Source organism: Leptothrix mechoopdaensis (SeqCode), from assembly GCF_053893855.1.
On the sequence record NZ_CM132699.1, the window covers coordinates 261136 to 284798 of the forward strand.

21 protein-coding genes are annotated in these 23663 nt (G+C 69.9%); 9 read left to right on the forward strand and 12 right to left on the reverse strand.

Annotation, left to right across the window (positions count from 1 at the left end):
• Positions 1-5: 5 nt before the first annotated feature.
• The 5 genes from ACWA7K_RS01195 to ACWA7K_RS01215 all read right to left on the reverse strand — a co-directional run bounded on the left by ACWA7K_RS01195 (position 6) and on the right by ACWA7K_RS01215 (position 7169).
• Positions 6-638: a GspH/FimT family pseudopilin gene (locus tag ACWA7K_RS01195; RefSeq protein ID WP_456164843.1), complete on the reverse strand. Its 633-nt coding sequence runs from the start codon at positions 636-638 to the stop codon at positions 6-8.
• Complete coding sequence (locus tag ACWA7K_RS01200; RefSeq protein ID WP_456210297.1) at positions 632-1135, reverse strand: type IV pilin protein; 504 nt, start codon at positions 1133-1135, stop codon at positions 632-634. The genes ACWA7K_RS01195 and ACWA7K_RS01200 overlap by 7 nt, the downstream gene beginning before the upstream one ends.
• Before the next feature lie 142 nt (positions 1136-1277).
• Positions 1278-4619, reverse strand: coding sequence for an error-prone DNA polymerase (locus ACWA7K_RS01205; RefSeq protein ID WP_456164847.1), 3342 nt, complete (start codon positions 4617-4619; stop codon positions 1278-1280).
• Positions 4616-6205 (reverse strand): Y-family DNA polymerase, encoded by a 1590-nt coding sequence (locus tag ACWA7K_RS01210; protein ID WP_456164849.1) that lies wholly within the window; start codon positions 6203-6205, stop codon positions 4616-4618. The genes ACWA7K_RS01205 and ACWA7K_RS01210 overlap by 4 nt, the downstream gene beginning before the upstream one ends.
• A gap of 58 nt (positions 6206-6263) precedes the next feature.
• Positions 6264-7169: a translesion DNA synthesis-associated protein ImuA gene (locus ACWA7K_RS01215; RefSeq protein WP_456164851.1), complete on the reverse strand. Its 906-nt coding sequence runs from the start codon at positions 7167-7169 to the stop codon at positions 6264-6266.
• Between the two features lie 220 nt (positions 7170-7389).
• Between ACWA7K_RS01215 and ettA the strand changes: the two genes are divergently transcribed.
• Positions 7390-9054 carry an energy-dependent translational throttle protein EttA gene (gene ettA, locus ACWA7K_RS01220; protein WP_456164853.1) on the forward strand — a complete coding sequence of 555 codons (1665 nt, stop codon included), beginning with the start codon at positions 7390-7392 and terminating at the stop codon, positions 9052-9054.
• A 71-nt stretch (positions 9055-9125) separates the two neighbouring features.
• A complete protein-coding gene (locus tag ACWA7K_RS01225; RefSeq protein ID WP_305748654.1) occupies positions 9126-9464 on the forward strand; it encodes a P-II family nitrogen regulator in 339 nt (112 codons plus the stop codon).
• 58 nt (positions 9465-9522) lie between these two features.
• Here the strand turns inward: ACWA7K_RS01225 and ACWA7K_RS01230 are convergent, their stop codons facing one another.
• The 6 genes from ACWA7K_RS01230 to ACWA7K_RS01255 are packed head-to-tail and all read right to left on the reverse strand — an operon-like array spanning position 9523 to position 12990.
• Positions 9523-10110: an LOG family protein gene (locus ACWA7K_RS01230; protein ID WP_456164856.1), complete on the reverse strand. Its 588-nt coding sequence runs from the start codon at positions 10108-10110 to the stop codon at positions 9523-9525.
• Positions 10111-10135: 25 nt separating this feature from the next.
• Positions 10136-10516 carry a diacylglycerol kinase gene (locus ACWA7K_RS01235; protein WP_456164858.1) on the reverse strand — a complete coding sequence of 127 codons (381 nt, stop codon included), beginning with the start codon at positions 10514-10516 and terminating at the stop codon, positions 10136-10138.
• A 14-nt stretch (positions 10517-10530) separates the two neighbouring features.
• Positions 10531-11082 (reverse strand): RDD family protein, encoded by a 552-nt coding sequence (locus tag ACWA7K_RS01240; RefSeq protein ID WP_456164860.1) that lies wholly within the window; start codon positions 11080-11082, stop codon positions 10531-10533.
• The gene (locus tag ACWA7K_RS01245; protein ID WP_456164862.1) at positions 11079-11834 is read right to left on the reverse strand and encodes a DUF3106 domain-containing protein; all 756 of its coding nucleotides are present in this window, start codon (positions 11832-11834) and stop codon (positions 11079-11081) included. The genes ACWA7K_RS01240 and ACWA7K_RS01245 overlap by 4 nt, the downstream gene beginning before the upstream one ends.
• A gap of 50 nt (positions 11835-11884) precedes the next feature.
• Entirely contained in the window at positions 11885-12427 is a 543-nt protein-coding gene (locus ACWA7K_RS01250) for a DUF3619 family protein (protein WP_456164864.1), read from the reverse strand.
• Complete coding sequence (locus tag ACWA7K_RS01255) at positions 12424-12990, reverse strand: RNA polymerase sigma factor (RefSeq protein WP_456164866.1); 567 nt, start codon at positions 12988-12990, stop codon at positions 12424-12426. Before ACWA7K_RS01255 ends, ACWA7K_RS01250 begins: the two co-directional genes overlap by 4 nt.
• A gap of 289 nt (positions 12991-13279) precedes the next feature.
• Here ACWA7K_RS01255 and ACWA7K_RS01260 point away from each other — a divergent pair, with 289 nt between their 5' ends.
• The 7 genes from ACWA7K_RS01260 (at position 13280) to pbpG (ending at position 22628) form a co-directional block, all read left to right on the forward strand.
• Positions 13280-15067 carry an acetolactate synthase 3 catalytic subunit gene (locus ACWA7K_RS01260; protein WP_456164868.1) on the forward strand — a complete coding sequence of 596 codons (1788 nt, stop codon included), beginning with the start codon at positions 13280-13282 and terminating at the stop codon, positions 15065-15067.
• Between the two features lie 152 nt (positions 15068-15219).
• Positions 15220-15711, forward strand: a complete 492-nt coding sequence (gene ilvN, locus ACWA7K_RS01265) for an acetolactate synthase small subunit (RefSeq protein WP_130480800.1) — start codon at positions 15220-15222, stop codon at positions 15709-15711.
• A gap of 148 nt (positions 15712-15859) precedes the next feature.
• On the forward strand, positions 15860-16876 hold the full coding sequence (ilvC, locus tag ACWA7K_RS01270) for a ketol-acid reductoisomerase (protein ID WP_456164870.1): 1017 nt from the start codon (positions 15860-15862) through the stop codon (positions 16874-16876).
• Between the two features lie 107 nt (positions 16877-16983).
• Positions 16984-17820, forward strand: a complete 837-nt coding sequence (gene pssA / locus ACWA7K_RS01275) for a CDP-diacylglycerol--serine O-phosphatidyltransferase (protein WP_456164872.1) — start codon at positions 16984-16986, stop codon at positions 17818-17820.
• Positions 17821-18098: 278 nt separating this feature from the next.
• Entirely contained in the window at positions 18099-19814 is a 1716-nt protein-coding gene (gene leuA, locus ACWA7K_RS01280; RefSeq protein ID WP_456168644.1) for a 2-isopropylmalate synthase, read from the forward strand.
• 26 nt (positions 19815-19840) lie between these two features.
• On the forward strand, positions 19841-21382 hold the full coding sequence (locus tag ACWA7K_RS01285) for a 2-isopropylmalate synthase (protein WP_456164874.1): 1542 nt from the start codon (positions 19841-19843) through the stop codon (positions 21380-21382).
• Between the two features lie 211 nt (positions 21383-21593).
• Positions 21594-22628, forward strand: coding sequence for a D-alanyl-D-alanine endopeptidase (gene pbpG / locus ACWA7K_RS01290; protein WP_456168646.1), 1035 nt, complete (start codon positions 21594-21596; stop codon positions 22626-22628).
• An 82-nt stretch (positions 22629-22710) separates the two neighbouring features.
• Here pbpG and ACWA7K_RS01295 read toward each other — a convergent pair whose 3' ends face one another.
• Complete coding sequence (locus tag ACWA7K_RS01295; RefSeq protein WP_456164876.1) at positions 22711-23484, reverse strand: IclR family transcriptional regulator; 774 nt, start codon at positions 23482-23484, stop codon at positions 22711-22713.
• Positions 23485-23663 lie beyond the last annotated feature (179 nt).

The window sequence follows — 23663 nt, forward strand, 5'->3', positions numbered from 1 at the left end:
CCTCGTCAGCACTTGCGCGGATCGTTGTTGTCGGTGACCGCCGGATCGCAGCTGCGGACCGTGCCGCCCGGCGAGATCACGACGTTGAGCGAACGCACCGTCGCGCCGCTGTTGTGGCCGACGACGATGCAGCGCATCGCGGCCGAGCCGTTGTCGACCCGGCCGAAGCCGTTGTAGGTGACCTGGGTGTTGCTCGACACGGTGGCGCAGTCGGCCGCCCGCACGGAGACCGTCACGTTGCGCGAGCCGTCGCCCTGCGCGAACTTGGCCAGCGTGCGCGGCGCGGTCGTCTCGCTGACCGCGACCTGGCAGGCGCCGGCCGGGTCGTCCAGGCTGACCACCCACGAGGCCGACGTGGCCGACGCGGCGCAGGTCGTGTCGAGCACGCCGGCATTGCCGCTGGCCGCGCTGACCAGCGTGAAGCGCACCGGCAGGTTGCGCCGCACCGCCTCGGCGCGGGCCTTGGCCAGGCCGTTGCTGATCGACTCGGTCGCGTTGCGGATCTCGGTGTTGCGCAGCCACGCGCCGATGCTGGGCATGGTCGCCACCAGCAGGAAACCGAGGATGGTGAGCGTCACCATCATCTCGATCAGCGAGAAGCCGCTGCGCGCTGCGCGGCGGGCGGTCGCGATCAGCATTCGTCGCCCTTCACCAGCCAGCAGGCCTTGCCCGTGACCGTGTTGCCCTTGAACGAGGTGGTGGTGCGCGCGTTGGCCTCATTGACCGTGTAGACATGCGCGCTGGTCATGCTGGCGGTGTTGGTCGCCGTCAGCGTGTAGCCCTGGCCGCTGTTGGTCAGCGCGCAGGCATAGGTGAAGTACTTCGTGCCGGCCGGCGCAGCGGCGATGGCGCCGGCCGCGCAGTCGGTGCCGGTGCCGTAGTTCCGGTTGTCCTGGTAGTACTGCTCCATCTGGACCCGGTAGTTGCTCAGGTAGGTGAACGCCTCCGGAATCCGCCCGCGCCGCAGGTAGTCCGTGTACGACGGCAACGCCACCGCCGCCAGGATCCCGATGATGGCCACCGCGATCATCAGCTCGATCAGCGTGAAGCCCCCTTGCGGGCGTCGCCCCGCGTCCAGGTTCGGCAGGCGCGGGGTCTTCGGGTTCGTGTGCATGGCGGTCGGCAGTCGGGTCATCGTGACCACGATGCTAGGCGCTCGCCCGCGCCGCCATCCAGCCCAAACCCAACCGGTTGTCGCCTGGGTTCTGCCGTTCGTCGGTTGCGGCCGGGTCCGGGCAGGGGACGGATCCAGGCGATGCCCCCGCGCCCCGGTCCCCCTAATGAAAATCCCGCGACTGCGTCTGCAGACGTCCGAGCCAGGCGCTCATGTCGTGCAGGTCCTGGGCGATCAGGTGGCTGACGCCGTCGCGGCGCTGCCAGGTGCCGCGTACGGCCAGCAGGCGGGCGCCGAGCAGGGCCTGGCGGTGGCGTTCGCGGACGTCGCGCCAGACGATCACGTTGACCGGGCCGGTCTCGTCTTCCAGCGTGACGAAGATCGTGCCCTTGGCGGTGGCCGGCTGCTGGCGCGTCACCACCAGGCCGCAGGCGCGCACGGTGCGGCCGTCGGGGATGCGGGAGAGCTCGGCGGCGCTGCGCACGGACTGGCGTTGCAGGCGTTCGCGCAGCAGCGCCAGCGGGTGGCGGCGCAGGCTCAGGCCGGTGGCGGCGTAGTCGAGCGTGACGGCCTCGCCCTCCGGTGCCTCGATCAGGCTGAGCTGGGCCTCGCGCACCGGCGCGGCGCGCAGCAGGCCGGTGGGGACGTGCTCGCGCTCGCGCGGGCCGGCCAGCGGGGCGGCGGCGGCCCAGACCTGCTGGCGGCGGTGGCCGGCCAGGGCGGCCAGGGCGTCGGCCTCGGCCAGCGTCTGCAACTCGTGCGGTTCGAGCCCGGCACGCAAGGCCAGGTCGGCGACGTCGCTGAACGGCGCCTCGGCACGGGCGCGCAGCAGCCGCCCGGCACTGGCCTGGGGCAGGCCGCTGATCAGGCGCAGGCCCAGGCGCACGGCCGGGCCGCCGAGGCCGGAGCCGTCTTCCGGACGCGGGGCGCGGGCGGGTGACGCCGACACCGCCGTCGCCGCCTCCAGCGTGCAGTCCCAGTCGCTGCGGGTGACGTCGACCGGCCGGACCTCGACGGCGTGCCGGCGCGCATCGGCCACCAGCTGGGCCGGGCCGTAGAAGCCCATCGGCTGCGAGTTCAGCAGCGCGGCCAGGAAGGCGGCCGGCTCGTGGCATTTCAGCCAGGCGCTGAACCACGTGATGATCGCGAAGCCGAAGGCGTGGCTCTCCGGGAAGCCGTATTCGCCGAAGCCCTGGATCTGCTGGAAGATGCCCTCGGCGAAGGCGCGGTCGTAGCCGCGTTCGACCATGCCGTCGACGATGCGGTCGTGGAAATGGTGCACGCCGCCCTTGCGCCGCCAGGCCGCCATGGCGCGGCGCAGGCCGTCGGCCTCGCCGGGCGAGAAGCCGGCCGCGATCATGCAGACCTGCATCACCTGTTCCTGGAAGATCGGCACGCCCAGCGTGCGCTTCAGGGCCGCGTCCAGCGCCGGATAGGGCGACTCGGCCGCCTCGCGGCCCTGCTTGCGGCGCAGGTAGGGGTGGACCATGCCGCCCTGGATCGGGCCGGGCCGCACGATCGCGACCTCGATCACCAGGTCGTAGAACTTGTCGGGCTTGAGCCTGGGCAACATGCTCTGCTGGGCCCGGCTCTCGATCTGGAACATCCCCACCGTGTCGGCGCGCTGGATCATCCGGTAGGTCGGCCCGTCGTCGCGCGGGATGTCCTGCAGCGTCCAGGCCGGCGTGCCACCGGGCCGGCCGCGGCCGTGGCGCTCGTCGGCCAGCGCCAGCGCCTTGCGCAGCACGGTCAGCATGCCCAGCGCGAGCACGTCGACCTTGAGCAGGCCGAGCGATTCGAGGTCGTCCTTGTCCCACTGGATGACGCGCCGCCCGGCCATCGCCGCCGGCTCGATCGGCACCAGCCGGGCCAGGCTGCCGCGCGCGATGACGAAGCCGCCGCTGTGCTGCGACAGGTGACGCGGGAAGCCCATCAGCGTGTGCGCCAGCTCCAGCCACAGCCGCGTGATGGGCGCGTCCGGGTCCATGCCCTGTTCGGCCAGCCGGGCGTCGAGCGTCCCGCGGCCGTCGAACCACTGGTGGGACTTGGCCACCGCGTCGATCAGCAGGCCGTCCAGCCCGAGCGCCTTGCCGACCTCGCGCACGGCGCCGCGCACCCGGTAGGTCGCCAGCGCGGCGGCCAGTGCGGTGCGGTGGTGGCCGTACTTGGCGTAGAGGTACTGGATGACTTCCTCGCGCCGCTCGTGCTCGAAGTCGACGTCGATGTCGGGCGGCTCGCCGCGCTCGCGGCTGATGAAGCGCTCGAACAGCAGCGTCGTGCGGGTCGGGTCGACCTCGGTGATGCCCAGGCAGTAGCAGACCGCCGAGTTGGCCGCCGAGCCGCGCCCCTGGCACAGGATGCCGCGGCTGCGGGCGAAGCGGACGACGTCGTGCACGGTCAGGAAGAAGGCCTCGTAGCGCATCTCGGCGACCAGCGCGAGCTCGTGCTCGATCTGCGCCAGCACGGCCGGCGGCACGCCCTGCGGATGGGTCGACGGCGGGTAGCGCTGCTGCGCGCCGGCCTGGGTCTCGTGGCGCAGCCAGCTGGCCGGCGTGTGGCCGGCGGGGATGATCTCGTCGGGGTATTCGTAGGCCAGCTCGGACAGGCTGAAGCGGCAGTCCTGCGCGATCTCGACGGTGCGGGCCAGCCACTCGGGCCGGTACAGCTGGGCCAGCGTCAGCCGGGCGCGCAGGTGGGCCTCGGCGTTGCGCGCCAGCTCGGCGCCGCACTGTTCGAGCGGCCGGTTCAGGCGGATGGCGCTCAGCGTGTCCAGCAGCGGCTTGCGCGAGCGCACGTGCATCAGCACCGCGCCGCAGGCGACCAGCGGCAGGCCGCTGGCGGCGCTGGCCTGCCGGGCGTGTTCGACGGCCAGGCTGTCGTCGGCCTGCATCAGCAGCTCGACGGCCAGCCAGGCCCGGCCGGCACCGAACACGCCGGCCGCCCAGACGGCCTGCCGCGCCAGCGTCTGCGGCCCCTCGTGGCGACGCGGCAGCACGATCGCGTGCAGGTCGTGCCAGGTCGATGGATCGGGCTCGACAGGCACATCGACTGGCGCATCGACAGGCTCATCGACCGAGCCGGTCGGGACGGGGATCGGCCCGGGCCCGAAGTCGTCGGCATCGAGCCGGTAGGCGCCTTTCTCGCAGCGGCTGCGCGCCAGCGTGATCAGCTCGCACAGCCGGCCGTAGCCGGCCCGGTTGCGCGCCAGCAGCAGCAGCCGCGCGCCGGGGTGGTCGGCGGTCGGATCGAGCGTGAAGACGCTGCCGATCAGCAGCTGCAGGGTGTCGTGGCGGCGCGCTTCCTCATGGGCCCGCACCACGCCGGCGACCGAACATTCGTCGGTGATCGCCAGCGCCCGGTAGCCCAGCCGGGCGGCGCGCTCGACCAGTTCCTCCGGGTGCGAGGCGCCGAAGCCGAAGCTGAAGTTGCTGCGGCAGTGCAGCTCGGCGTAGTCGGGCACGGCGCTGAAGCCGGCCTGGCCGATGGCCGATGGCGACGCGCTCATCCGAACAGCCCGTGCAGGAACCAGCGTGCGCCGGGCTCGCGGTAGATCCAGCACAGCCGGCCGTCGTCGGCCAGCGCGACGTGGTAGTCGCGGCGCACCAGCGCGCCGTCGTGCCAGCCGGTCTCGATGCGTTCGGCGCGGGTCAGCAGCCGCAGCGGCCGGCCCTGGTGCAGCGGGCGGTCGTGCTGTTCGGCCAGCAGCTCGGGCTCGGGCAGCAGCCAGGTCGGGCGCGGAGGGGCTGCATCGCGTGCGGCATCGGGCGTGGCATCGGACCGCGCGGCGTCGGTCTCGCGCGGGTCGGCATCGACCCAGCGGTCGGCCTTCTCGGGCCGGGCGTCGGCCTGCAGCTGCAGCCGTCGCACCCGGCCACGGCCGAGCCGCGCCTGCAGCCGGTCGACCAGACTGCCGTGGGCCAGCGCCTGGGTGCGCGCATCCGGCCACAGCGCGACCGGCTGGCCGTGGTCGGCCACGCTGCGCAGCAGGTCCAGGCGGATCGCGTCGACCGGCGAGCCGAGTTCGAGCCGCTGCAGGTGCTCGCGCAGCAGCGTGCGCAGGTGCTGCGGATCGCGGCTCGGGCGGGCCAGGTCAAGGTCCAGCGTCAGATCGGGCAGGTGACGGCGCTGGCTGTATTCGTGGTGCAGGCTCAGGCGCAGGCCCTGGGCGGCCTGCCAGCGCCGGTGCAGCCAGCCGCAAAGGGCTTGCAGCAGCGGCTCGGCGGCGGCCTCGATCGGCGCGACGCCGTCGGCCCGGCCGGCCAGTTCGAGCCGCAGCGAGAAGGTCTCGGGCGGCTGGTGCAGCTCGCGCGGGTCGGGCCGGTCGCCCCAGGCGCGGTCGAGCGCGTCCAGCCAGGGCCCGGCGCCGCGCCGCCGCAGCCCGGCGCGCGGCAGGCGGCGCAGCTCGTCGATGCGGCGCAGGCCCAGCGCGATCAGCATCGCGTCGGTGCTGCCGGCGTGCTGGTCGGCCGGCACGCCCTGTTCGGCCAGCTGGCCCAGCGGCAGGTCGGCGATCAGCCGGCGCGTGCGGGCCAGCGTGGCGCAGCGCCGGTGCGGTCGGCCGGGCCAGGCGCTGGCCGGCGTGCGGGCCAGCAGCCGCGCGGCCAGCGGCGTCGCGGCCAGGCCCCAGCAACGTTGCGGCAGGCCGCAGGCGGCGACCAGCGCGTCGGCCCGCCGCAGCAGCGCGCGCAGGCCGCCGAACAGGCGCAGGCTGGCGTGGATGTCGACCAGCAGCACGGGGGCGTCGACCACCACATGCGAGCTGAGCTGGCCCAGCGCCAGCGCCAGGCGGTCCAGCAGCGCGGCCTCGCGCCCGGCATCGCGGGCCAGCACCAGCGTCTGCGGCGCCAGGCCCTGGGCGCTGCCCAGCCGCATGCCGGGCCGCACGCCCAGCGCCTGCGCAGCGGGGTTGGCCTGGTGGACCTGCCGGCCGCGTGCGCCGTCGGCCTGCCAGACCAGCGCGGGCAGCGCCACGCCGGGTGGCCAGGGCCCGAGCGCGTCGAGCGCCAGCTGGGGCAGGTCCAGGCAGAGCCACAGCGCGTTCAGGCGCGGCGCGGGACGGTGGGAAGACAGCGGGAACAGCGGGGGAGGCATGGCAGCTTTCGGCGGCGGTGGGTCGGCAGGACGGCGGCATGGGCCGGTCCTGCCGGGCTCAGCCGCCGGTCAGCAGGTCCGGGTGATCGGGCTCGCGGCGGGTCTCGCGCGGCCGCACCGGTGGCGGCATCGGCAGGAGCGGGCGATGCTGCGGCAGGGGCTGGCTCAGGCGATGAGCCAGTGCGGCGGCGAGCTGCGCGCCGGTGTCGAGCAGCAGCGGGGCCTCCAGCGGCGGGCCGCGGCGCTTGAGGATGCGCAGCCGCAGGCGGCTCGGCTGGTCCGGGTCGACGTCGGCCTGCAGCCGCAGCGGCGCGGGCGTGTGGCGACCGGCCCGGCTGGCCTGCGCGGCCGGGCGCAGCACGAACAGCAGCGCCTCGCTGGCCTGGACGGCCAGGTGCAGGCGGCGCAGCGTGCCGGTGGTCAGCGGGGACTGGCGTTCGTCGCTCCACCAGAGCACGGCGGTGCGGGCGGTCTGGCCGGCGGTCTGTCCGGATGTCTGTCCGCCGGTCTGTCCGCTGACCGGGCCGGCGCGTTCGGCGCTGCGCAGCGCCTGCTCGGCCGCCCAGGCGGCGTCGGTGTCGCTGGCCGCGTCGACCCACAGGCCTTGCGCCAGGTCCAGCCCGAGTGCCTGCAGGGCCGGGCCGTGCGGCCGCAGCGGCGGGGTGATCGCGACCCAGCGCCCGCCACTGCGGCCGAGCGTGGCCAGCAGCGGGCCGAGCAACCGCCACTCGCCGTGGCCGGGCTGCGCCAGCAGCAGCTCGGTCAGCGCGCCGACCGGCCAGCCGCCGCCGGGCAGCTGGGCATCCAGCGCCTCATGCCCGCTGGGCAGGACCGCCCGCGTCGTCTCGGCGATCCGGTCGGCGGCCCAGACCTGGCCGGCCAGCGCCGGATCGGCCAGGCCGGCCGGCGTTGACGGGGGAAGGTCCGCGATCGGGGCGATCGGCGGTGGGTGCGAGGGGGTCACGGCAGGGTGGGCGGGTGGACACGTCAGCAGCAGGAGCCACGAAAAGCTGTATGTTCATACAGTCTTTCGGGGGCTGCAAGCACGATCCGATCGCCCGACAGGGGTTCGTGGCATCCGACCGGATGCCGCTTGGGGCCGCTCGTCCCGGATAATCACGGGTTTTGCGACGCACGCGTCGCACGGAACACCTCCGCACAGCACAAGGCTCAGAACCGCACCCATGGCCCAATACGTTTTCACCATGAACCGCGTCGGCAAGATCGTGCCGCCGAAGCGGCAGATCCTGAAGGACGTCTCGCTGTCGTTCTTCCCCGGCGCCAAGATCGGCGTGCTGGGCCTGAACGGCTCGGGCAAGTCGACCCTGCTGAAGATCATGGCCGGCCTGGACAAGGACATCGAGGGCGAAGCCGTCGCGATGCCCGGCCTGCGCATCGGCTACCTGCCGCAGGAGCCCGAGCTGGACCCGAACGCCACCGTGCGCGAGGCGGTCGAGCAGGGCATCGGCGGCGTGCTGGCCGCCAAGCAGCGTCTGGAAGAGGTCTACGCGGCCTACGCCGAGGAGAACGCCGACTTCGACGCGCTGGCCGCCGAGCAGGCCGAGCTGGAGGCGGTGATCGCCGCGGCCGGCAGCGAGAACACCGAGATGCAGCTCGAGATCGCCGCCGACGCGCTGCGCCTGCCGCCCTGGGACGCCAACATCGGCAAGCTGTCGGGCGGCGAGAAGCGCCGCGTCGCGCTGTGCCGCCTGCTGCTGTCCAAGCCCGACATGCTGCTGCTCGACGAGCCGACCAACCACCTGGACGCCGAATCGGTCGAATGGCTGGAGCAGTTCCTCGGCCGCTTCCCGGGCACCGTGGTGGCCATCACCCACGATCGCTACTTCCTCGACAACGCCGCCGAGTGGATCCTGGAACTGGACCGCGGTCGCGGCCTGCCCTACCAGGGCAACTACTCGACCTGGCTGGAGCAGAAGGAAAAGCGCCTCGAGCTGGAACAGCGCACCGAGGACGCCCGCACCAAGGCGATGAAGCTCGAACTGGAGTGGGTGCGCAAGAACGCCAAGGGCCGTCAGGCCAAGAGCAAGGCGCGCCTGGCCCGCTTCGAGGAGCTGAGCGACGTCGAATACCAGAAGCGCAATGAGACCAACGAGATCTTCATCCCGGTGGCCGAGCGCCTGGGCACCGAGGTGATCGAGTTCGAGAACGTCAGCAAGAGCTTCGGCGACCGCGTGCTGATCGACAACCTGAGCTTCAAGGTGCCGATGGGCGCGATCGTCGGCATCATCGGCCCGAACGGCGCCGGCAAGTCGACGCTGTTCCGCATGATCCAGGGCACCGAGACGCCTGACAGCGGCACCGTCAAGATCGGCAAGACCGTCAAGATGGCCTTCGTCGACCAGAGCCGCCAGTCGCTCGACGGCGACAAGACGGTCTGGGAAGACCTCTCCGGCGGGCTCGACAACCTGGTCATCGGCAAGTTCGTGATGCCCAGCCGCGCCTACATCGGCCGCTTCAACTTCAAGGGCAACGACCAGCAGAAGCTGGTCAAGAACCTGTCGGGCGGTGAACGCGGCCGCCTGCACCTGGCCAAGACCCTGGCCACCGGCGGCAACGTGCTGATGCTCGACGAACCGTCCAACGACCTCGACGTCGAGACGCTGCGCGCGCTGGAAGACGCGCTGCTGGAGTTCGCCGGCTCGGCCATGGTCATCAGCCACGACCGCTGGTTCCTCGACCGCATCTGCACCCACATCCTGGCCTGCGAGGGCGATTCGCAGTGGTTCTTCTACCAAGGCAACTATCAGGAATACGAGGAAGACAAGAAGAAGCGCCTGGGCGAGGAAGGTGCGCGTCCGAAGCGGGTGCGCTACAAGGCCCTCAAGTGAGTCTGTCCGCCCGCCCGTGCCGGGCGGATTACGGTTAAATTGAATCGCAGCAACGCATCCGGAGCATCGTCATGAAGCAGATCACCGCGGTCATCAAGCCGTTCAAACTCGAGGAAGTTCGCGAGGCGCTGGCCGAGGTCGGCGTGACCGGCCTGACCGTCACCGAGGTCAAGGGCTTCGGCCGCCAGAAGGGCCACACCGAGCTCTACCGCGGCGCCGAGTACGTCGTCGACTTCCTGCCCAAGGTGAAGATCGAGGTGGTCGTCAAGACCGCCGACGTCGACCGCTGCCTGGAGGCCATCGTCAAGGCGGCCAAGACCGGCAAGATCGGCGACGGCAAGATCTTCGTGACGCCGGTCGAGCAGGTGGTGCGCATCCGCACCGGCGAGACCGACGAGCAGGCGATCTGAGTCGTCCCGCCCGAAGCGCCAGTCCACCTCGTGTGGCTGGCGCTTTTTGCTGGGCGGCTCAGATCCGGCGGTAGTTCCCGGCCTGGCCGCTGCTGCCGGCGGCCAGCCGGTCGAGCAGGGACTCGACGCCGTCCTCGACGATCAGCATGTCGGCCTGTTCGGTCGACACGAAGCCTTCGGAGCGCGTGCGCTGCAGGAAGGCCAGCAGCGGCTGCCAGTAGCCGGCCACGTCCAGCAGGGCGACCGGCTTGTCGTGGTAGCCGAGGTGGCGCCAGGTCCAGACCTCGAACAGTTCCTCGAAGGTGCCGATGCCGCCGGGCATCGCGACGAAGGCGTCGGACTCCTCGGCCATGCGCTGCTTGCGCGCGTGCATGGTGTCGACCACGTGCAGCTCCTGCAGTCCGCGGTGTCCGACCTCGCGGCGCATCAGCGATTCGGGGATGACGCCGCAGACGCTGCCACCGCCGGCCAGCACCGCATCGGCCACGACGCCCATCAGGCCGACGTTGCCACCGCCGTAGACCAGCCGCCAGCCGCGTCGGGCGATGGCCGCGCCGAGCGCGCGTGCGGCGTCCGCATAGGCGTCCTGCGCGCCCAGGCGCGAGCCGCAGTAGACGCAGACGCTGAAGGGGCGGGCAGGGCTCATGGCGTGTCGGCTGCGGTCGGGCCCGTCAGGCCAGGAAACGTTGCCACAGCGCAGCGGCCCAGATGCCGCCGCACAGCAGCAGCGCGAGCATCACGGCGGCGCTGCCGAAGTCCTTGGCCAGCTTGGACAGGTCGTGCAGCTCGAACGAGATGCGGTCGATCGCGGCCTCGACGGCCGAGTTCAGCAGCTCGACGATCATCACCAGCAGCACGCTGCCGGCCAGCAGGGCGGTCTCGACCCAGCTGCGGCCGAGCCAGAAGGCGGCCGGAATCAGCAGGACTGCCAGCACGGTCTCCTGCCGGAACGCGCTCTCGTTGCGATAGGCGGTGCGCAGACCGTTCCAGGAATAACCGGCGGCATGGATGACGCGGTCCAGGCCGGTACGGCCCTTGTGGGGATTCGACATGGGGCGCGATTGTGTCAGCGCTTGGCAGGCCGGGGCGGCGGGATGCGCCGGACCAGCCGTGTGCCGCAGATGACGTCGTGCAGGAACTGCCGGTCGGGCAGCAGCCGGCTGAGTCCGGCATAGACCAGCATGCCGGCCAGCAGCGTGCTCCAGAACTGGGCCGAGCCCTGGGTCAGCCCCGCCAGCCAGATCACGCCAAGCGCGGGGAGGAACCACAGCCAGCTGGTCAGGTAGCGCAGCGTCGCCTGGGCCAGCCGGACGGGCGCGCCGTCGGCGCGGCGCAGCTGGACCTGCCAGGTCTTCATCGCCAGGGTCTGGCCACCATGGGTCCAGAAGCCGATGAAATAGGCGGCCAGCACGATGAACAGGTAGAGCTGGAAGCCGTGCCGACCCTGCAGCGCGTGGCGCTGGTTGGTGAAGGCGGCAAACGGGATCGAGGCGGCCATCAGCACGCCGAACAGCAGCACGCCTTCGTAGAGCATGGCGGCCAGCCGGCGACGCAGGCCGGGCACGTCGGCCGTGCCGGGCGCCTGGGCGGGCCCGGTCGTCTCGACGCTGGCGCTCATGGCTGGCGGCTGGCGGCGGGCGCCGGCGGGACGGCCTTGCGGACCGGCTCGATCGCGGCGCCTTGCGGGCCCCGTTGCGGCAGCAGCGTGGTGCTGTCGATGAACTCGGGCGTCGCGGCGATCTTGGGCAGACCGGGCTGCTGGTGGCGCGGCGGCAGCGCGCCCTGGGTGATCGGGCGGGTGCTGGCGCCGACGGGAGCCTGCACCGTGCCGGGGCCGACCGGTTGCGGCCGGGCGCTGGGTTGCGGCGCCTGGGCGGTCTTGTTGGTGGCCGGGTCGACACGCGGCGCCGGCTTGGTCGTAGGGGCCGGCGCGGGTCGCGTCTCGGCCTGCTTGACCAGGGCTTCGCGCTGCTCGGTCGGCAGCGACTGGTAGGCGTCCCAGCGGGCCTGGCGTTCGCTCGCCGGCACCTGGCGGACCTGCTCGAACTGCAGCCGCGCGGCATTGCGCTGGGCGGGCGACATCGCCGCCCATTCGACCATCCGCGAGCTGGTGCGGGCCTGCTGGTCGGGGGTCATCGCGGGGAAGCGCTCGGCGATGTCACGCCATTTCTGCTTGCGCACCGCGTCGATCGTGCCCCATTGTTCCTTCAGCGGCTGGAGGACCTGCTGTTCCTTCGGGCTCAGATCGGCCCAGCCGGGGTTGCCCAGCACCTGGGCCTGCGCCAGCGCGCCCAGGCTGCTGCCGAGCACGACAGCCAGCAGCCAGCGGCGGGCTGATCCGGTCGGGCGGAGCTTGCGGACGGAACTCATGGTGGCGATGGCGGACAACCCGGAGGTGGCGGCAGACCGGACGGCGCGCGTCATTCGCGCATGTCGTCCGCAGCGGTGGACTTGGCCGGTTCGGTGGCGGCCTCGAGCGGGTGGCCGGCTTGCGGTTCAAGCAGGAACTCGACGAAACCCGGATCGGTGAAGGCGGCCGGCGGCAGGTCGTCGCCCAGCAGGGCGCTGTCGATGTCGGCGGTGGTGGCGATCTGCTCGCGGTCGCGCCAGTGGCTGATGAACAGCAGGCCGACCAGCAGGAGCAGGACCGGAAGAAGTCCGGCCAGGGCGGTGAGCCAGCCGGGGCGCTGGTCGGTCGGCAGGCCTTGCCAGTGCAGCGCGGCACTGCCGTTGCCCATCGTGACGACGTCCTCGGCCGTGCTGGCCGACGAGGCGGTCTTCAGCCGGCGGGCGGCCGCGCGCTCGAGCGCCTGCTGACGGGCGACCCGAAGGCGCTCGCTCACGTCATGCGGGAGCGTCTGCGTGCCCTCGTTCAGCCGTGCGGTGACGCGCAGGCCGAAGCGGGCCTCGAGGGCATCGACCTCGTGGGGGTGTGCGGGGCTATGGAGCGGACCGGTATTCACAGCGAGATTCCCTTGATCTTCAATGCCTTGGCCAATGCATGAACGGCCCGGGAGCAGTGCGTCTTCACGCTTCCCTCCGAGCAGCCCATGGATGCAGCCGTTTCTGCAACATCCATTTCCTCCCAGTAACGCAGCAGGAAGGCCTCGCGTTGACGCGCCGGGAGCTTGGCGATCTCGTCCTCGATCAGATGGAAGGTCTGGGTCCGTTCGGCGGTGTCGGCCGAGCTTTCGACGCGGTGCGATCCGGACTGGTCGGCCAGCATCTCGAGGATGTCGAAATCACCGTCGCTGCCAGCGGGCTCGAAATCGGAGAACGGCACCAGCACCCCGCGCCGCACCTTCTGGTGACGGAACCAGTCCATCGTGGCGTTGGACAGGATGCGCTGGAATAGCAAGGGCCATTCCGCCGGTGGCCGATCGGCATAGCGCTCGGCCAGCCGGATCATGGCGTCCTGCACGATGTCCAGGGCTGCGTCGTCGTCGCGCACCGCGTAGACGGTGCGCTTGAAGGCGCGTTTCTCGATGCTCTGGAGGAAGTCGGACAGTTCCTGGTCGGCGGCCAAGGTGGAGGGGCCGGAAGGCCATGTGACGTCTCGAAAGATTATGGCACCGGCCTGGGGCGAGGCCGCACCGCAAGGCAGCGCGCGACGCCCGGGTCCGGGGGGATGTCATAATTCATGGTTCCGCACACGTGCGGACTTGGTCACTTCGCTCACCCGACCACGGGTGACGCCGATTTCTGACCGCGCAGGCCCTGATTCCGCTCCACGAGAGCGAGTGCCCGTTTTGACGTAGGGCGCGCGAGGAGGGGCACCGTTCGATTTTCGTCAGAGAAAACCCGAAAGGTTCGACATGGACATGTCTGCAGCGGAACACAAGCGTGCCGCATCGGCACAAGCCTCCCGCGATTCCCAATCCACCGCCACGCCCGAGCTGAACGGCTCGGACATCCTCGTTCGCTGCCTCCAGGCCGAGAACGTCAAGTACATCTGGGGCTACCCGGGTGGCGCGGTCCTCTACATCTACGACGCACTCTACAAGCAGGAAACCATCCAGCACGTGCTGGTGCGCCATGAACAGGCCGCCGTGCACGCGGCCGATGGCTACGCGCGGGCGACCGGCGACGTCGGCGTCGCGCTGGTGACCTCGGGTCCGGGCGTCACGAATGCCATCACCGGCATCGCGACCGCCTACATGGACTCGATCCCGATGGTGATCATCACCGGCCAGGTCCCGACTCCGGCGATCGGCCTGGATGCCTTCCAGGAGTGCGACACCGTCGGCATCACCCGTCCGATCGTCAAGCACAACTTCCTCGTGAAGGATGTGCGCGACCTGGCGCTGACGCTCAAGAAGGCCTTCCACATCGCCCGCACCGGCCGTCCCGGCCCGGTCGTCGTCGACATCCCGAAGGACGTCTCGCTGAACAAGACCTCGTTCAGCTACCCCGAGACGGTCGAGATGCGCTCGTACAACCCCGTGCGCAAGGGCCACGGCGGCCAGATCCGCAAGGCCGTGCAGCTGCTGCTGGGCGCCAAGCGTCCGTACATCTACACCGGCGGTGGCGTGATCCTGGGCAACGCGGCGGCCGAGCTGCGCGAGCTGGCCGACCTGCTCGGCTACCCGGTCACCAACACGCTGATGGGCCTGGGCGCCTTCCCGTCGACCGACCCGCGCTTCCTCGGCATGCTGGGCATGCACGGCACCTACGAAGCGAACATGACGATGCAGAACTGCGACGTCCTGATCGCCATCGGCGCCCGCTTCGATGACCGCGTGATCGGCAACCCGAAGCACTTCGCCTCGGTCGAGCGCAAGATCATCCACATCGACATCGACCCGTCGTCGATCTCCAAGCGAGTCAAGGTCGACATCCCCATCGTCGGCGACGTCAAGGACGTGCTGCAGGAGCTGATCAGCCAGATCCGCGAGACCCAGCAGCGCGCCGAGCCGGCCGCGATCAACGCCTGGTGGGCGCAGATCAACGAATGGCGCAAGACCGACTGCCTGAACTACAAGAAGTCGGACGAGGTCATCAAGCCGCAGGCGGTAGTCGAGAAGCTGTGGGAGCTGACCCGCGACGGCGACACCTACATCACCTCGGACGTCGGCCAGCACCAGATGTGGGCGGCGCAGTTCTACCGCTTCGACGAGCCGCGTCGCTGGATCAACTCCGGCGGCCTGGGCACGATGGGCGTGGGCCTGCCCTATGCGATGGGCATCAAGCTCGCCAAGCCGGACGCGGACGTGTTCTGCATCACCGGCGAGGGCTCGATCCAGATGAACATCCAGGAGCTCTCGACCTGCCAGCAGTACAACACGCCGGTCAAGGTCATCGCCCTGAACAACCGCTACCTGGGCATGGTGCGCCAGTGGCAGCAGCTGGACTACAGCGGCCGCTACTCGCACAGCTACATGGACGCACTGCCCGACTTCGTCAAGCTGGCCGAGGCCTACGGTCACATCGGCCTGAAGATCGAGAAGCCGTCCGAGGTCGAGCCCGCGCTGAAGGAACTGATCCGCCTGAAGGACCGCACCGTCTTCCTCGACGTGCGCACCGACCCGACCGAGAACGTCTGGCCGATGGTCAAGGCGGGCAAGGGCATCAGCGAGATGCTGCTGGGATCCGAAGAGCTCTGAGCCGCGCCGGCAGCGCGCTCGCGGCGGCCACACGCCGTGCGCGACGCGTTGCGGGCTGCGGCCTGACGCACATCCATGAACCGACCCGTTGAATGGCCTGCACGAGGCCCGCAGTTACCGCTGCGGGTGGAGGTGCCGGTCTGGAGACCGACATGAAACACATCATTGCCCTGCTGCTCGAGAACGAGGCGGGAGCGCTGTCCCGCGTGGTGGGCCTGTTCTCGGCCCGCGGCTACAACATCGAGAGCCTGACGGTTGCCCCGACCGAGGACCCCTCGCTGTCGCGCATGACCATCGTCACGCACGGTTCGGACGAGGTGATCGAGCAGATCACCAAGCACCTGAACCGGCTGATCGAGGTCGTCAAGGTGGTCGACCTGACCGAGGGCCAGTACACCGCCCGCGAGCTCATGCTGATCAAGCTGCGTGCGGTCGGCAAGGAGCGCGAGGAGATCAAGCGCATGGCCGACATCTTCCGCGGCCGCATCATCGACGTGACCGACAAGACCTACACGATCGAGCTGACCGGCGACGCCGAGAAGCTCGACGCGTTCATCCAGGCGGTCGACCGCACGGCCATCCTCGAGACCGTGCGCACCGGCTCCAGCGGCATCGGCCGCGGCGAGCGCATCCTTCGCGTCTGACCGTTCGACGCAACCCGACCCGCGACACAAGGCCATGTGGCCGCGTGTCGCTCCCCCAAGGGGGAAGGGCGCCCGGACCGTCCGGACCGGTGCCTGAAACCCGCTCACTTCCCCCGCTGCAAGCGATCCGCATTTCCAGGAGAAACACATGAAGGTCTATTACGACAAGGACGCCGATCTGAGCCTGATCAAGGGCAAGAACGTCACCATCATCGGCTACGGCTCGCAAGGCCATGCCCACGCCCAGAACCTGAACGACTCGGGCGTCAAGGTCACGGTCGGCCTGCGCAAGGGTGGCGCTTCCTGGTCGAAGGCCGAGAAGGCCGGCCTCAAGGTCGCCGAGATCGCCGATGCGGTCAAGAGCGCCGACGTCGTCATGATCCTGCTGCCCGACGAGCAGATCGCCGCGGTCTACAACGCCGAAGTCGGCCCGAACCTGAAGGAAGGCGCGTCGCTGGCCTTCGCCCACGGCTTCAACGTCCACTACGGCCAGGTCGTGCCGCGCGAGGACGTCGACGTCTGGATGGTGGCCCCGAAGGCCCCCGGCCACACCGTGCGCAACACCTACACCCAGGGCGGCGGCGTGCCCCACCTGATCGCCGTCCACCAGGACAAGACCGGCAAGGCCCGTGACCTGGCCCTTAGCTACGCGGCGGCCAACGGCGGCGGCAAGGCCGGCATCATCGAGACCAACTTCCGCGAAGAGACCGAGACCGACCTGTTCGGCGAGCAGGCCGTGCTGTGCGGCGGCACCGTCGAGCTGATCAAGGCGGGCTTCGAGACGCTGGTGGAAGCCGGCTACGCGCCCGAGATGGCCTACTTCGAGTGCCTGCACGAGCTCAAGCTGATCGTCGACCTGATCTACGAAGGCGGCATCGCGAACATGAACTACTCGATCTCCAACAACGCGGAGTACGGCGAGTACGTGACCGGCCCGCGCGTGGTGACCGAGGACACCAAGAACGCGATGCGCCAGTGCCTGAAGGACATCCAGACCGGCGAATACGCCAAGAGCTTCATCCTGGAAAACCGCGCCGGCGCCCCCACGCTGCTGAGCCGCCGTCGCCTGACCGCCGATCACCAGATCGAGCAGGTTGGCGAGAAGCTGCGCGCGATGATGCCGTGGATCAAGGCCAACAAGCTGGTCGACAAGAGCCGCAACTGATCGTGCGGGCGGTGCCGGCGACGGCACTTCCCGACCGCTGCGCAGAGGTCCTCCGGGACCCACGGGCCGCCTTCGGGCGGCCCTTTTCGTGAGTTATTCTCAACGCCATGAACCCCGCTGAACTGCCCGAAGAAGGCATCGACGACGACGATCCGCAGCCCCCTGTGCGCCCTCGGCGCAAGGGCATCTACGTGCTGCCGAACCTGTTCACGCTGGCCGCGCTGTTCGGCGGCTTCTACGCCATCGTCATGGCGATGAACGGGCGGTTCGACCTGGCGGCGGCCGGCGTCTTCTGCGCCATGGTGCTCGACAGCCTCGACGGCCGCGTCGCGCGCATGACCAACACCCAGAGCGCCTTCGGCGAGCAGATGGACAGCCTGTCGGACATGGTCAGCTTCGGCGCCGCGCCGGCCCTGATCGTCTACGAATGGGCCCTGAAGGGTCTGGGCAAGGCCGGCTGGGTGGCCGCCTTCGTCTACTGCGCCGCAGCGGCGCTGCGCCTGGCGCGCTTCAACACCAACATCGGCGTGGTCGACAAGCGCTTCTTCCAGGGGTTGCCCAGCCCGGCGGCGGCGGCGATCGTGATCGGCTTCATCTGGGTCATGGACGACATGGGCTTCCATGGTGTCCACGAACTTCCGGCCATCACCTGGACGGCCTTCGCGCTGACACTCTACGCCGGCCTGACGATGGTCACCAACGTGCCGTTCTACAGCTTCAAGGATGTCGGCCTGAAGCGCAGCGTGCCCTTCGTCGTGATCGTCGCGATTGCACTGGCCATCGCGGTGATCAACCTGCATCCGCCGCTGGTGCTGTTCGGCCTGTTCATGGTCTACGGCGTGTCCGGCTATGTGGTCTACGGCATCCGCAAGTCGCGCGGCAAACCGGTCAGCGTGATCGCCACGTCGACCGACGAGCCCGACGAGAAGGGCCTGCACCAGTGAAGGGCGATGCCCGCCAGCCCCGTGGCGATCGGCCTTCCCGGTCGCTGTGCTACATTTTCCGTTCCATGAAGACCTCGACCTCGACCTCGACCTCGATCCGCGCCCTCGCGCTGCTACTAGGCACCCCGACACGGGTGCGCTGATCGATCACGTCCATTCTTCGTCCGGATCAACGGCCCGTCTTGCGCAACGCAGCGGGCCGTTTTCTTTTGTCTTCCAGGTCCAGGCATCCCCGGCGCGGCGTTGCATCCCACCATCTCCAGGAGTCCCCGATGAGCATGCTCAAGAACCCCGCCGCCAAGTACCGACCCGCCCCGACGATCGACCTGCCGGACCGCCGCTGGCCCGCCCGTGTGATCGCCGCCGCACCGCGCTGGCTCAGCACCGACCTGCGCGACGGCAACCAGGCGCTGATCGAGCCGATGGACGTCTCGCGCAAGCTGCGGATGTTCGAGGCCCTCGTCGCCATCGGCTTCAAGGAGATCGAGATCGGCTTCCCGTCCGCCTCGCAGGCCGACTTCGACTTCGTGCGCTGCCTGATCGAGGAAGACCGCATCCCCGCCGACGTGACGATCCAGGTGCTGACGCCCGCACGCGCCCACCTGATCGAGCGCACCTTCGAGTCGCTGCAGGGCGCGCGCGCGGCGATCGTGCACCTCTACAACGCGACCGCGCCGGTCATGCGTCGGGTCGTGCTCGGGCTGGACGTCGACGGCATCGTCGACCTGGCCACCACGCATGCGGCGATGCTGCAGGAACAGGCCGCGCGCCAGCCCGGCACGCACTGGACCTTCCAGTACTCGCCGGAGATGTTCTCCAACACCGAGCTCGAGGTCTCGCGCCGTGTCGTCGATGCGGTGACCGCCGTGTGGCAGGCCAGCCCGCAGCGGCCCTGCATCGTCAACCTGCCGTCGACGGTCGAGAACTGCACGCCCAACGTGTTCGCCGACATGGTCGAGTGGATGGACCGCCACCTCGCCCGTCGTGACGGCATCGTGCTGTGCGTCCACCCGCACAACGACCGCGGCACCGGCACGGCGTCGGCCGAACTGGCGATACTGGCCGGCGCCGACCGGGTCGAGGGCTGCCTGTTCGGCAATGGCGAGCGCACCGGCAACCTCGATCTCGTCAACGTCGCGCTGAACCTCTACACGCAAGGCATCTCGCCGGGGCTCGACTTCTCCGACATCGACGCGATCCGCCGCACGGTCGAGTTCTGCAACCAGATCCCGGTGCACCCGCGCCACCCCTACGTCGGCGAGCTGGTCTACACCTCGTTCTCGGGCTCGCACCAGGACGCCATCAAGAAGGCCTTCGCGGCCCGGCGCGATGGCGAGGCCTGGGACATGCCCTATCTGCCGATCGATCCGAAGGACCTCGGCCGCAGCTACGAGCCGGTCATCCGCGTCAACAGCCAGTCGGGCAAGGGCGGCATCAGCTACCTGCTCGAGACCGAATACGGCCTCGAACTGCCGCGTCGCCTGCAGATCGAGTTCAGTCAGCAGGTCCAGGCGGTGATGGACGTGCAGGGCAAGGAACTGTCGGCGGCCGACCTGTGGCGCCTGTTCGACGAGGTCTACGGCATCGCGGCGGTCGACGAGGCACTGCCGCAGCCGGCCCAGGTCGACGACGCCGGCGACGGCAGCGTGCGGCTGCGCGCCCGCGTCGGCGCCGGGCTGGTGGTCGATGGTGCCGCGATGACGCTGGCCGGCGCCGGCAATGGCCCGGTCGACGCCTTCGTGCAGGCGCTGGGCGAAGCCGGTGGCGAGCGCGTCGAGGTGCTGGACTACCATGAACATTCGATCGGCAGCGGGGCGCAGGCGCGTGCCGCCGCCTATGTGGAACTGCGGGTGGGGTCGCGTGTGCTGTTCGGTGTCGGCATCGACGCCAACATCGTCAGCGCCTCGATCAAGGCGGTGCTGTCGGGCTGGCAGCGCGCCATGAACGCGGGCTCGGCCAGCGCATCGGGCACCACCACGACGACCACCGCCTGACACGACGACGACCCAGGAGACCCGCCATGAGCGAACAACTCATCATCTTCGACACCACGCTGCGCGACGGCGAACAGTCCCCCGGCGCCTCGATGACGCGCGACGAGAAGCTGCGCATCGCACGCCAGCTCGAGCGCCTGAAGGTCGACGTCATCGAGGCCGGTTTCGCGGCCTCGTCCAACGGCGACTTCGAGGCCGTCAAGGCGATCGCCGACGTCATCAAGGACTCGACCATCTGCTCGCTGGCGCGCGCCAACGACCGCGACATCAGCCGTGCGGCCGAGGCGCTCAAGGGCGCCAACCGCGCGCGCATCCACACCTTCATCGCGACCAGCGAACTCCACATGGAGAAGAAGCTGCGCATGACCCGCGAGCAGGTGCTCGAACAGGCCCGGCTGGCGGTGCGTTTCGCCCGCAACCTGTGCGGCGACATCGAGTTCTCGCCCGAGGACGGCTACCGCTCCGACCCGGATTTCCTCTGCCGCGTGCTGGAGGCGGTGATCGAGGAGGGCGCGACCACGCTCAACATCCCCGACACCGTCGGCTACGCGATCCCCGAGCTCTACGGCAACTTCATCCGCACGCTGCGCGAGCGTGTACCGAACTCCGACAAGGCGATCTGGAGCGTGCACTGCCACAACGACCTGGGCATGGCGGTGGCGAACTCGCTGGCCGGCGTCAAGATCGGCGGCGCGCGCCAGATCGAATGCACCATCAACGGCCTGGGCGAACGGGCCGGCAACTGCTCGCTGGAAGAGGTCGTGATGGCGGTGCGCACCCGCCGCGACCACTTCGGGCTGGACGTGCGGGTCGACGCGACCCAGATCGTGCCGGCCTCGCGCATGGTGGCGCAGACCACCGGCTTCGTCGTGCAGCCCAACAAGGCCGTCGTCGGCGCCAACGCCTTCGCGCACGCCTCGGGCATCCACCAGGACGGCGTCCTGAAGGCCCGCGACACCTACGAGATCATGCGCGCCGAGGACGTCGGCTGGAGCGCCAACAAGATCGTGCTGGGCAAGCTTTCCGGCCGCAACGCCTTCAAGCAGCGCCTGCAGGACCTGGGCGTGGCGCTGGACTCCGAGGCCGAGATCAACACCGCCTTCCTGCGCTTCAAGGACCTGGCCGACCGCAAGAGCGAGATCTTCGACGAGGACATCCTCGCGCTGGTCAGCGATGAGGAAAGTGACCAGAAGACCGAGCACTACCGCCTGCTGGCGCTGTCGCAGCGTTCGGAGATGGGTGAGCGCCCGCACGCCAGCGTCGCCTTCGCCGCCGGCGACGTCGAACACCATGCCGAGGCCGACGGCAACGGCCCGGTCGACGCCAGCATCAAGGCGATCGAGTCGCGCCTGTCCACCGGCGCGGAGCTGCTGCTGTATTCGGTCAACGCGATCACCTCGGGCAGCACCGAGTCGCAGGGCGAGGTCACCGTCCGGCTGCAGTTGGGCGGGCGCATCGTCAACGGCGTCGGCGCCGATCCGGACATCGTCGTCGCGTCGGCCAAGGCCTACCTGGCGGCCCTGAACAAGCTGCACAGCAAGTCCGAGCGCGTCGCGGCGCAAGGCTGACGACGCGCCGACAGGGCCCGGGTTCGCGGGGGGTCCGCGAAGTAGGGCCCGATTTGCTGTTTTCTTCGATAAATCAAGGCGTTGCCTCGGGTCGGCGATCCCCTTAGACTGTCTCCAGTTGTATCTCCGGGTTCGTCCGGATGCCGCGTGTCGGCTTCCGGAAGGCCCTTCGAGACCCGTCTTCGCCTGCCCGAGTCCGCCGATGTCCGCCATGAAGTACCTGCGCCTGAACCCGATCGCCGCCCCGTCGCGCCCTGACATGAGGCGCTGGCTGGCCGTCGGTGCCGCCGTCGCGGGCCTGCTCGTGGCCGGTCAGGTCGGGGCGGCCGAAAGCGCCGGGCAGTCCAAGAACAGCGTGCGCGCGAAGTCCGCCAAGGTGGTCCCGCAGCGCAAGGTGGTCCGCACACGCGCCAGCGTCGCACCGGATCCCGTCTCCGTCGGGCGCAGCGCCGGCCTGCAGCACACCAGCGACCCGCTGGCGCTGAAGTCCAACGTCGCCTTCGTGGTCGACCAGGACACCTCCGAGGTGCTGTTCTCCAAGAACCCGCAGGCGATCCTGCCGATTGCCTCGCTGACCAAGCTGATGACCGCGATGGTCGTGGTCGAGTCCGGGGCCTCACTGGACGATGAGCTCGAGATCACCACCGCCGACATCGACACCGAGAAGGGCAGTTCGTCCCGGCTGGCCGTCGGCACCCGCCTGACCCGCGGCGAGATGCTGCACCTGGCACTGATGTCGTCCGAGAACCGCGCCGCGAATGCGCTGGGCCGGCACCATCCCGGCGGACTGGCCGAGTTCGTCCGGGCGATGAACGTCCGGGCTGCGTCGCTGGGCATGGTCGACACCCGCTACGTCGAGCCGACCGGCCTGTCGAGCCAGAACCGCTCCAGCGCACCGGACCTGGCGCGGCTGGTCGGCGCGGCCTACGAATACCCGCTGCTGCGCCAGTTCTCGACCACGCCCGAGGCCGAGGTCGGCATCGGTCGTCGCACCGTCCAGTTCAACAACACCAACCGTCTGGTGCGCAACCCGAACTGGGAGATCGGCCTGCAGAAGACCGGCTACATCGCCGAGGCCGGCCGCTGCCTGGTCATGCAGGCGCAGATGGCCGGTCGCAAGCTGATCATGGTGTTCCTCGATTCGGCCGGAAAGTACTCGCGGCTGGGCGATGCCGAGCGCGTGCGCCAGTGGATCGAGCGTGGCAACGAGCTGTCGGCCAAGGCCCAGGCCCGGCCGCTGCGCTGATCCCTCCGGGTTCCACCTTCCCCCGCGAGCCGGCGTCGATCACGCCGGCTTTTTCATGCCTGTGCCGGGCGGTTCAACCGGTTCAGCCGACCTGGTAACCCAGCGACTGCGAGATCTGGCTGGCGGTCTCGCGCAGGCGTTCGCTCCAGCCTTCCTCGAGCCGGTCGGCCGGTGCCGAGATCGACAGACCGGCGATCAGCTTGCCCTGGTCGTCGTAGATGCCGGCGGCCATGCAGCGCACGCCCAGCTCCAGTTCCTCGTTGTCACGGGCCAGCGTGGTCTGGCGCACCTTGGCCAGCTCGCGTTCGAGCAGCGCCAGATCGGTCAGGCTGTTGCGGGTGTGGCCGGCCAACCCCGTGCGGGCGGCGTAGGCGCGCACGCGCTGCGGGTCGTCCTGGGCCAGGAAGAGCTTGCCGACGGAGGTGAGGTGCAGCGGTGCGCGGCCACCGACGGCCCGGACCACCTGCATGCCTGAACGCTCCGAATAGGTCCGCTCGATGTAGACGATCTCGTCGCCCTGCCGCACCGACAGGTTGACGGGCTGGTGGGTGACCTTGTGCAGCTCGCGCATCGGACCCAGTGCGGCGTCACGCACGTCCAGTCGGGCTTTCACCAGGTTTCCGAGCTCCAGCAGGCGCATGCCGAGGCGGTAGCTGCCGGCCTCGGGACGCTCGACCAGCCGTCCGGCGGCGAGGTCGTTGAGGATGCGGTGCGCGGTCGACGGATGCAGGCCGGTCTGCTCGCTGATCTGCTTGAGCGACACCGGATCCCGGTGTGCGGCGAGCACGTCCAGCAGCAGGAAGGTCCGCTCCAGGACCTGGATCGTCGGCGTGGTCTGGCCGTCCTTTTTCGTCATGACTGCCCTCTTGAATCGCAGAGGCTATTTTTGCATGGCGAAAACGGGTTTGGCGATGCGAATGGCCGAAGGGCTGCGCGAGGGGGCTCCAAAGCGCTTCGGGCAGAACCCGCGAACGTCCGTTTTGCGCCCGTCCGTGCAAGTTTCGCGACGGCTTGCGGGTGCTACATTCGCGGCCT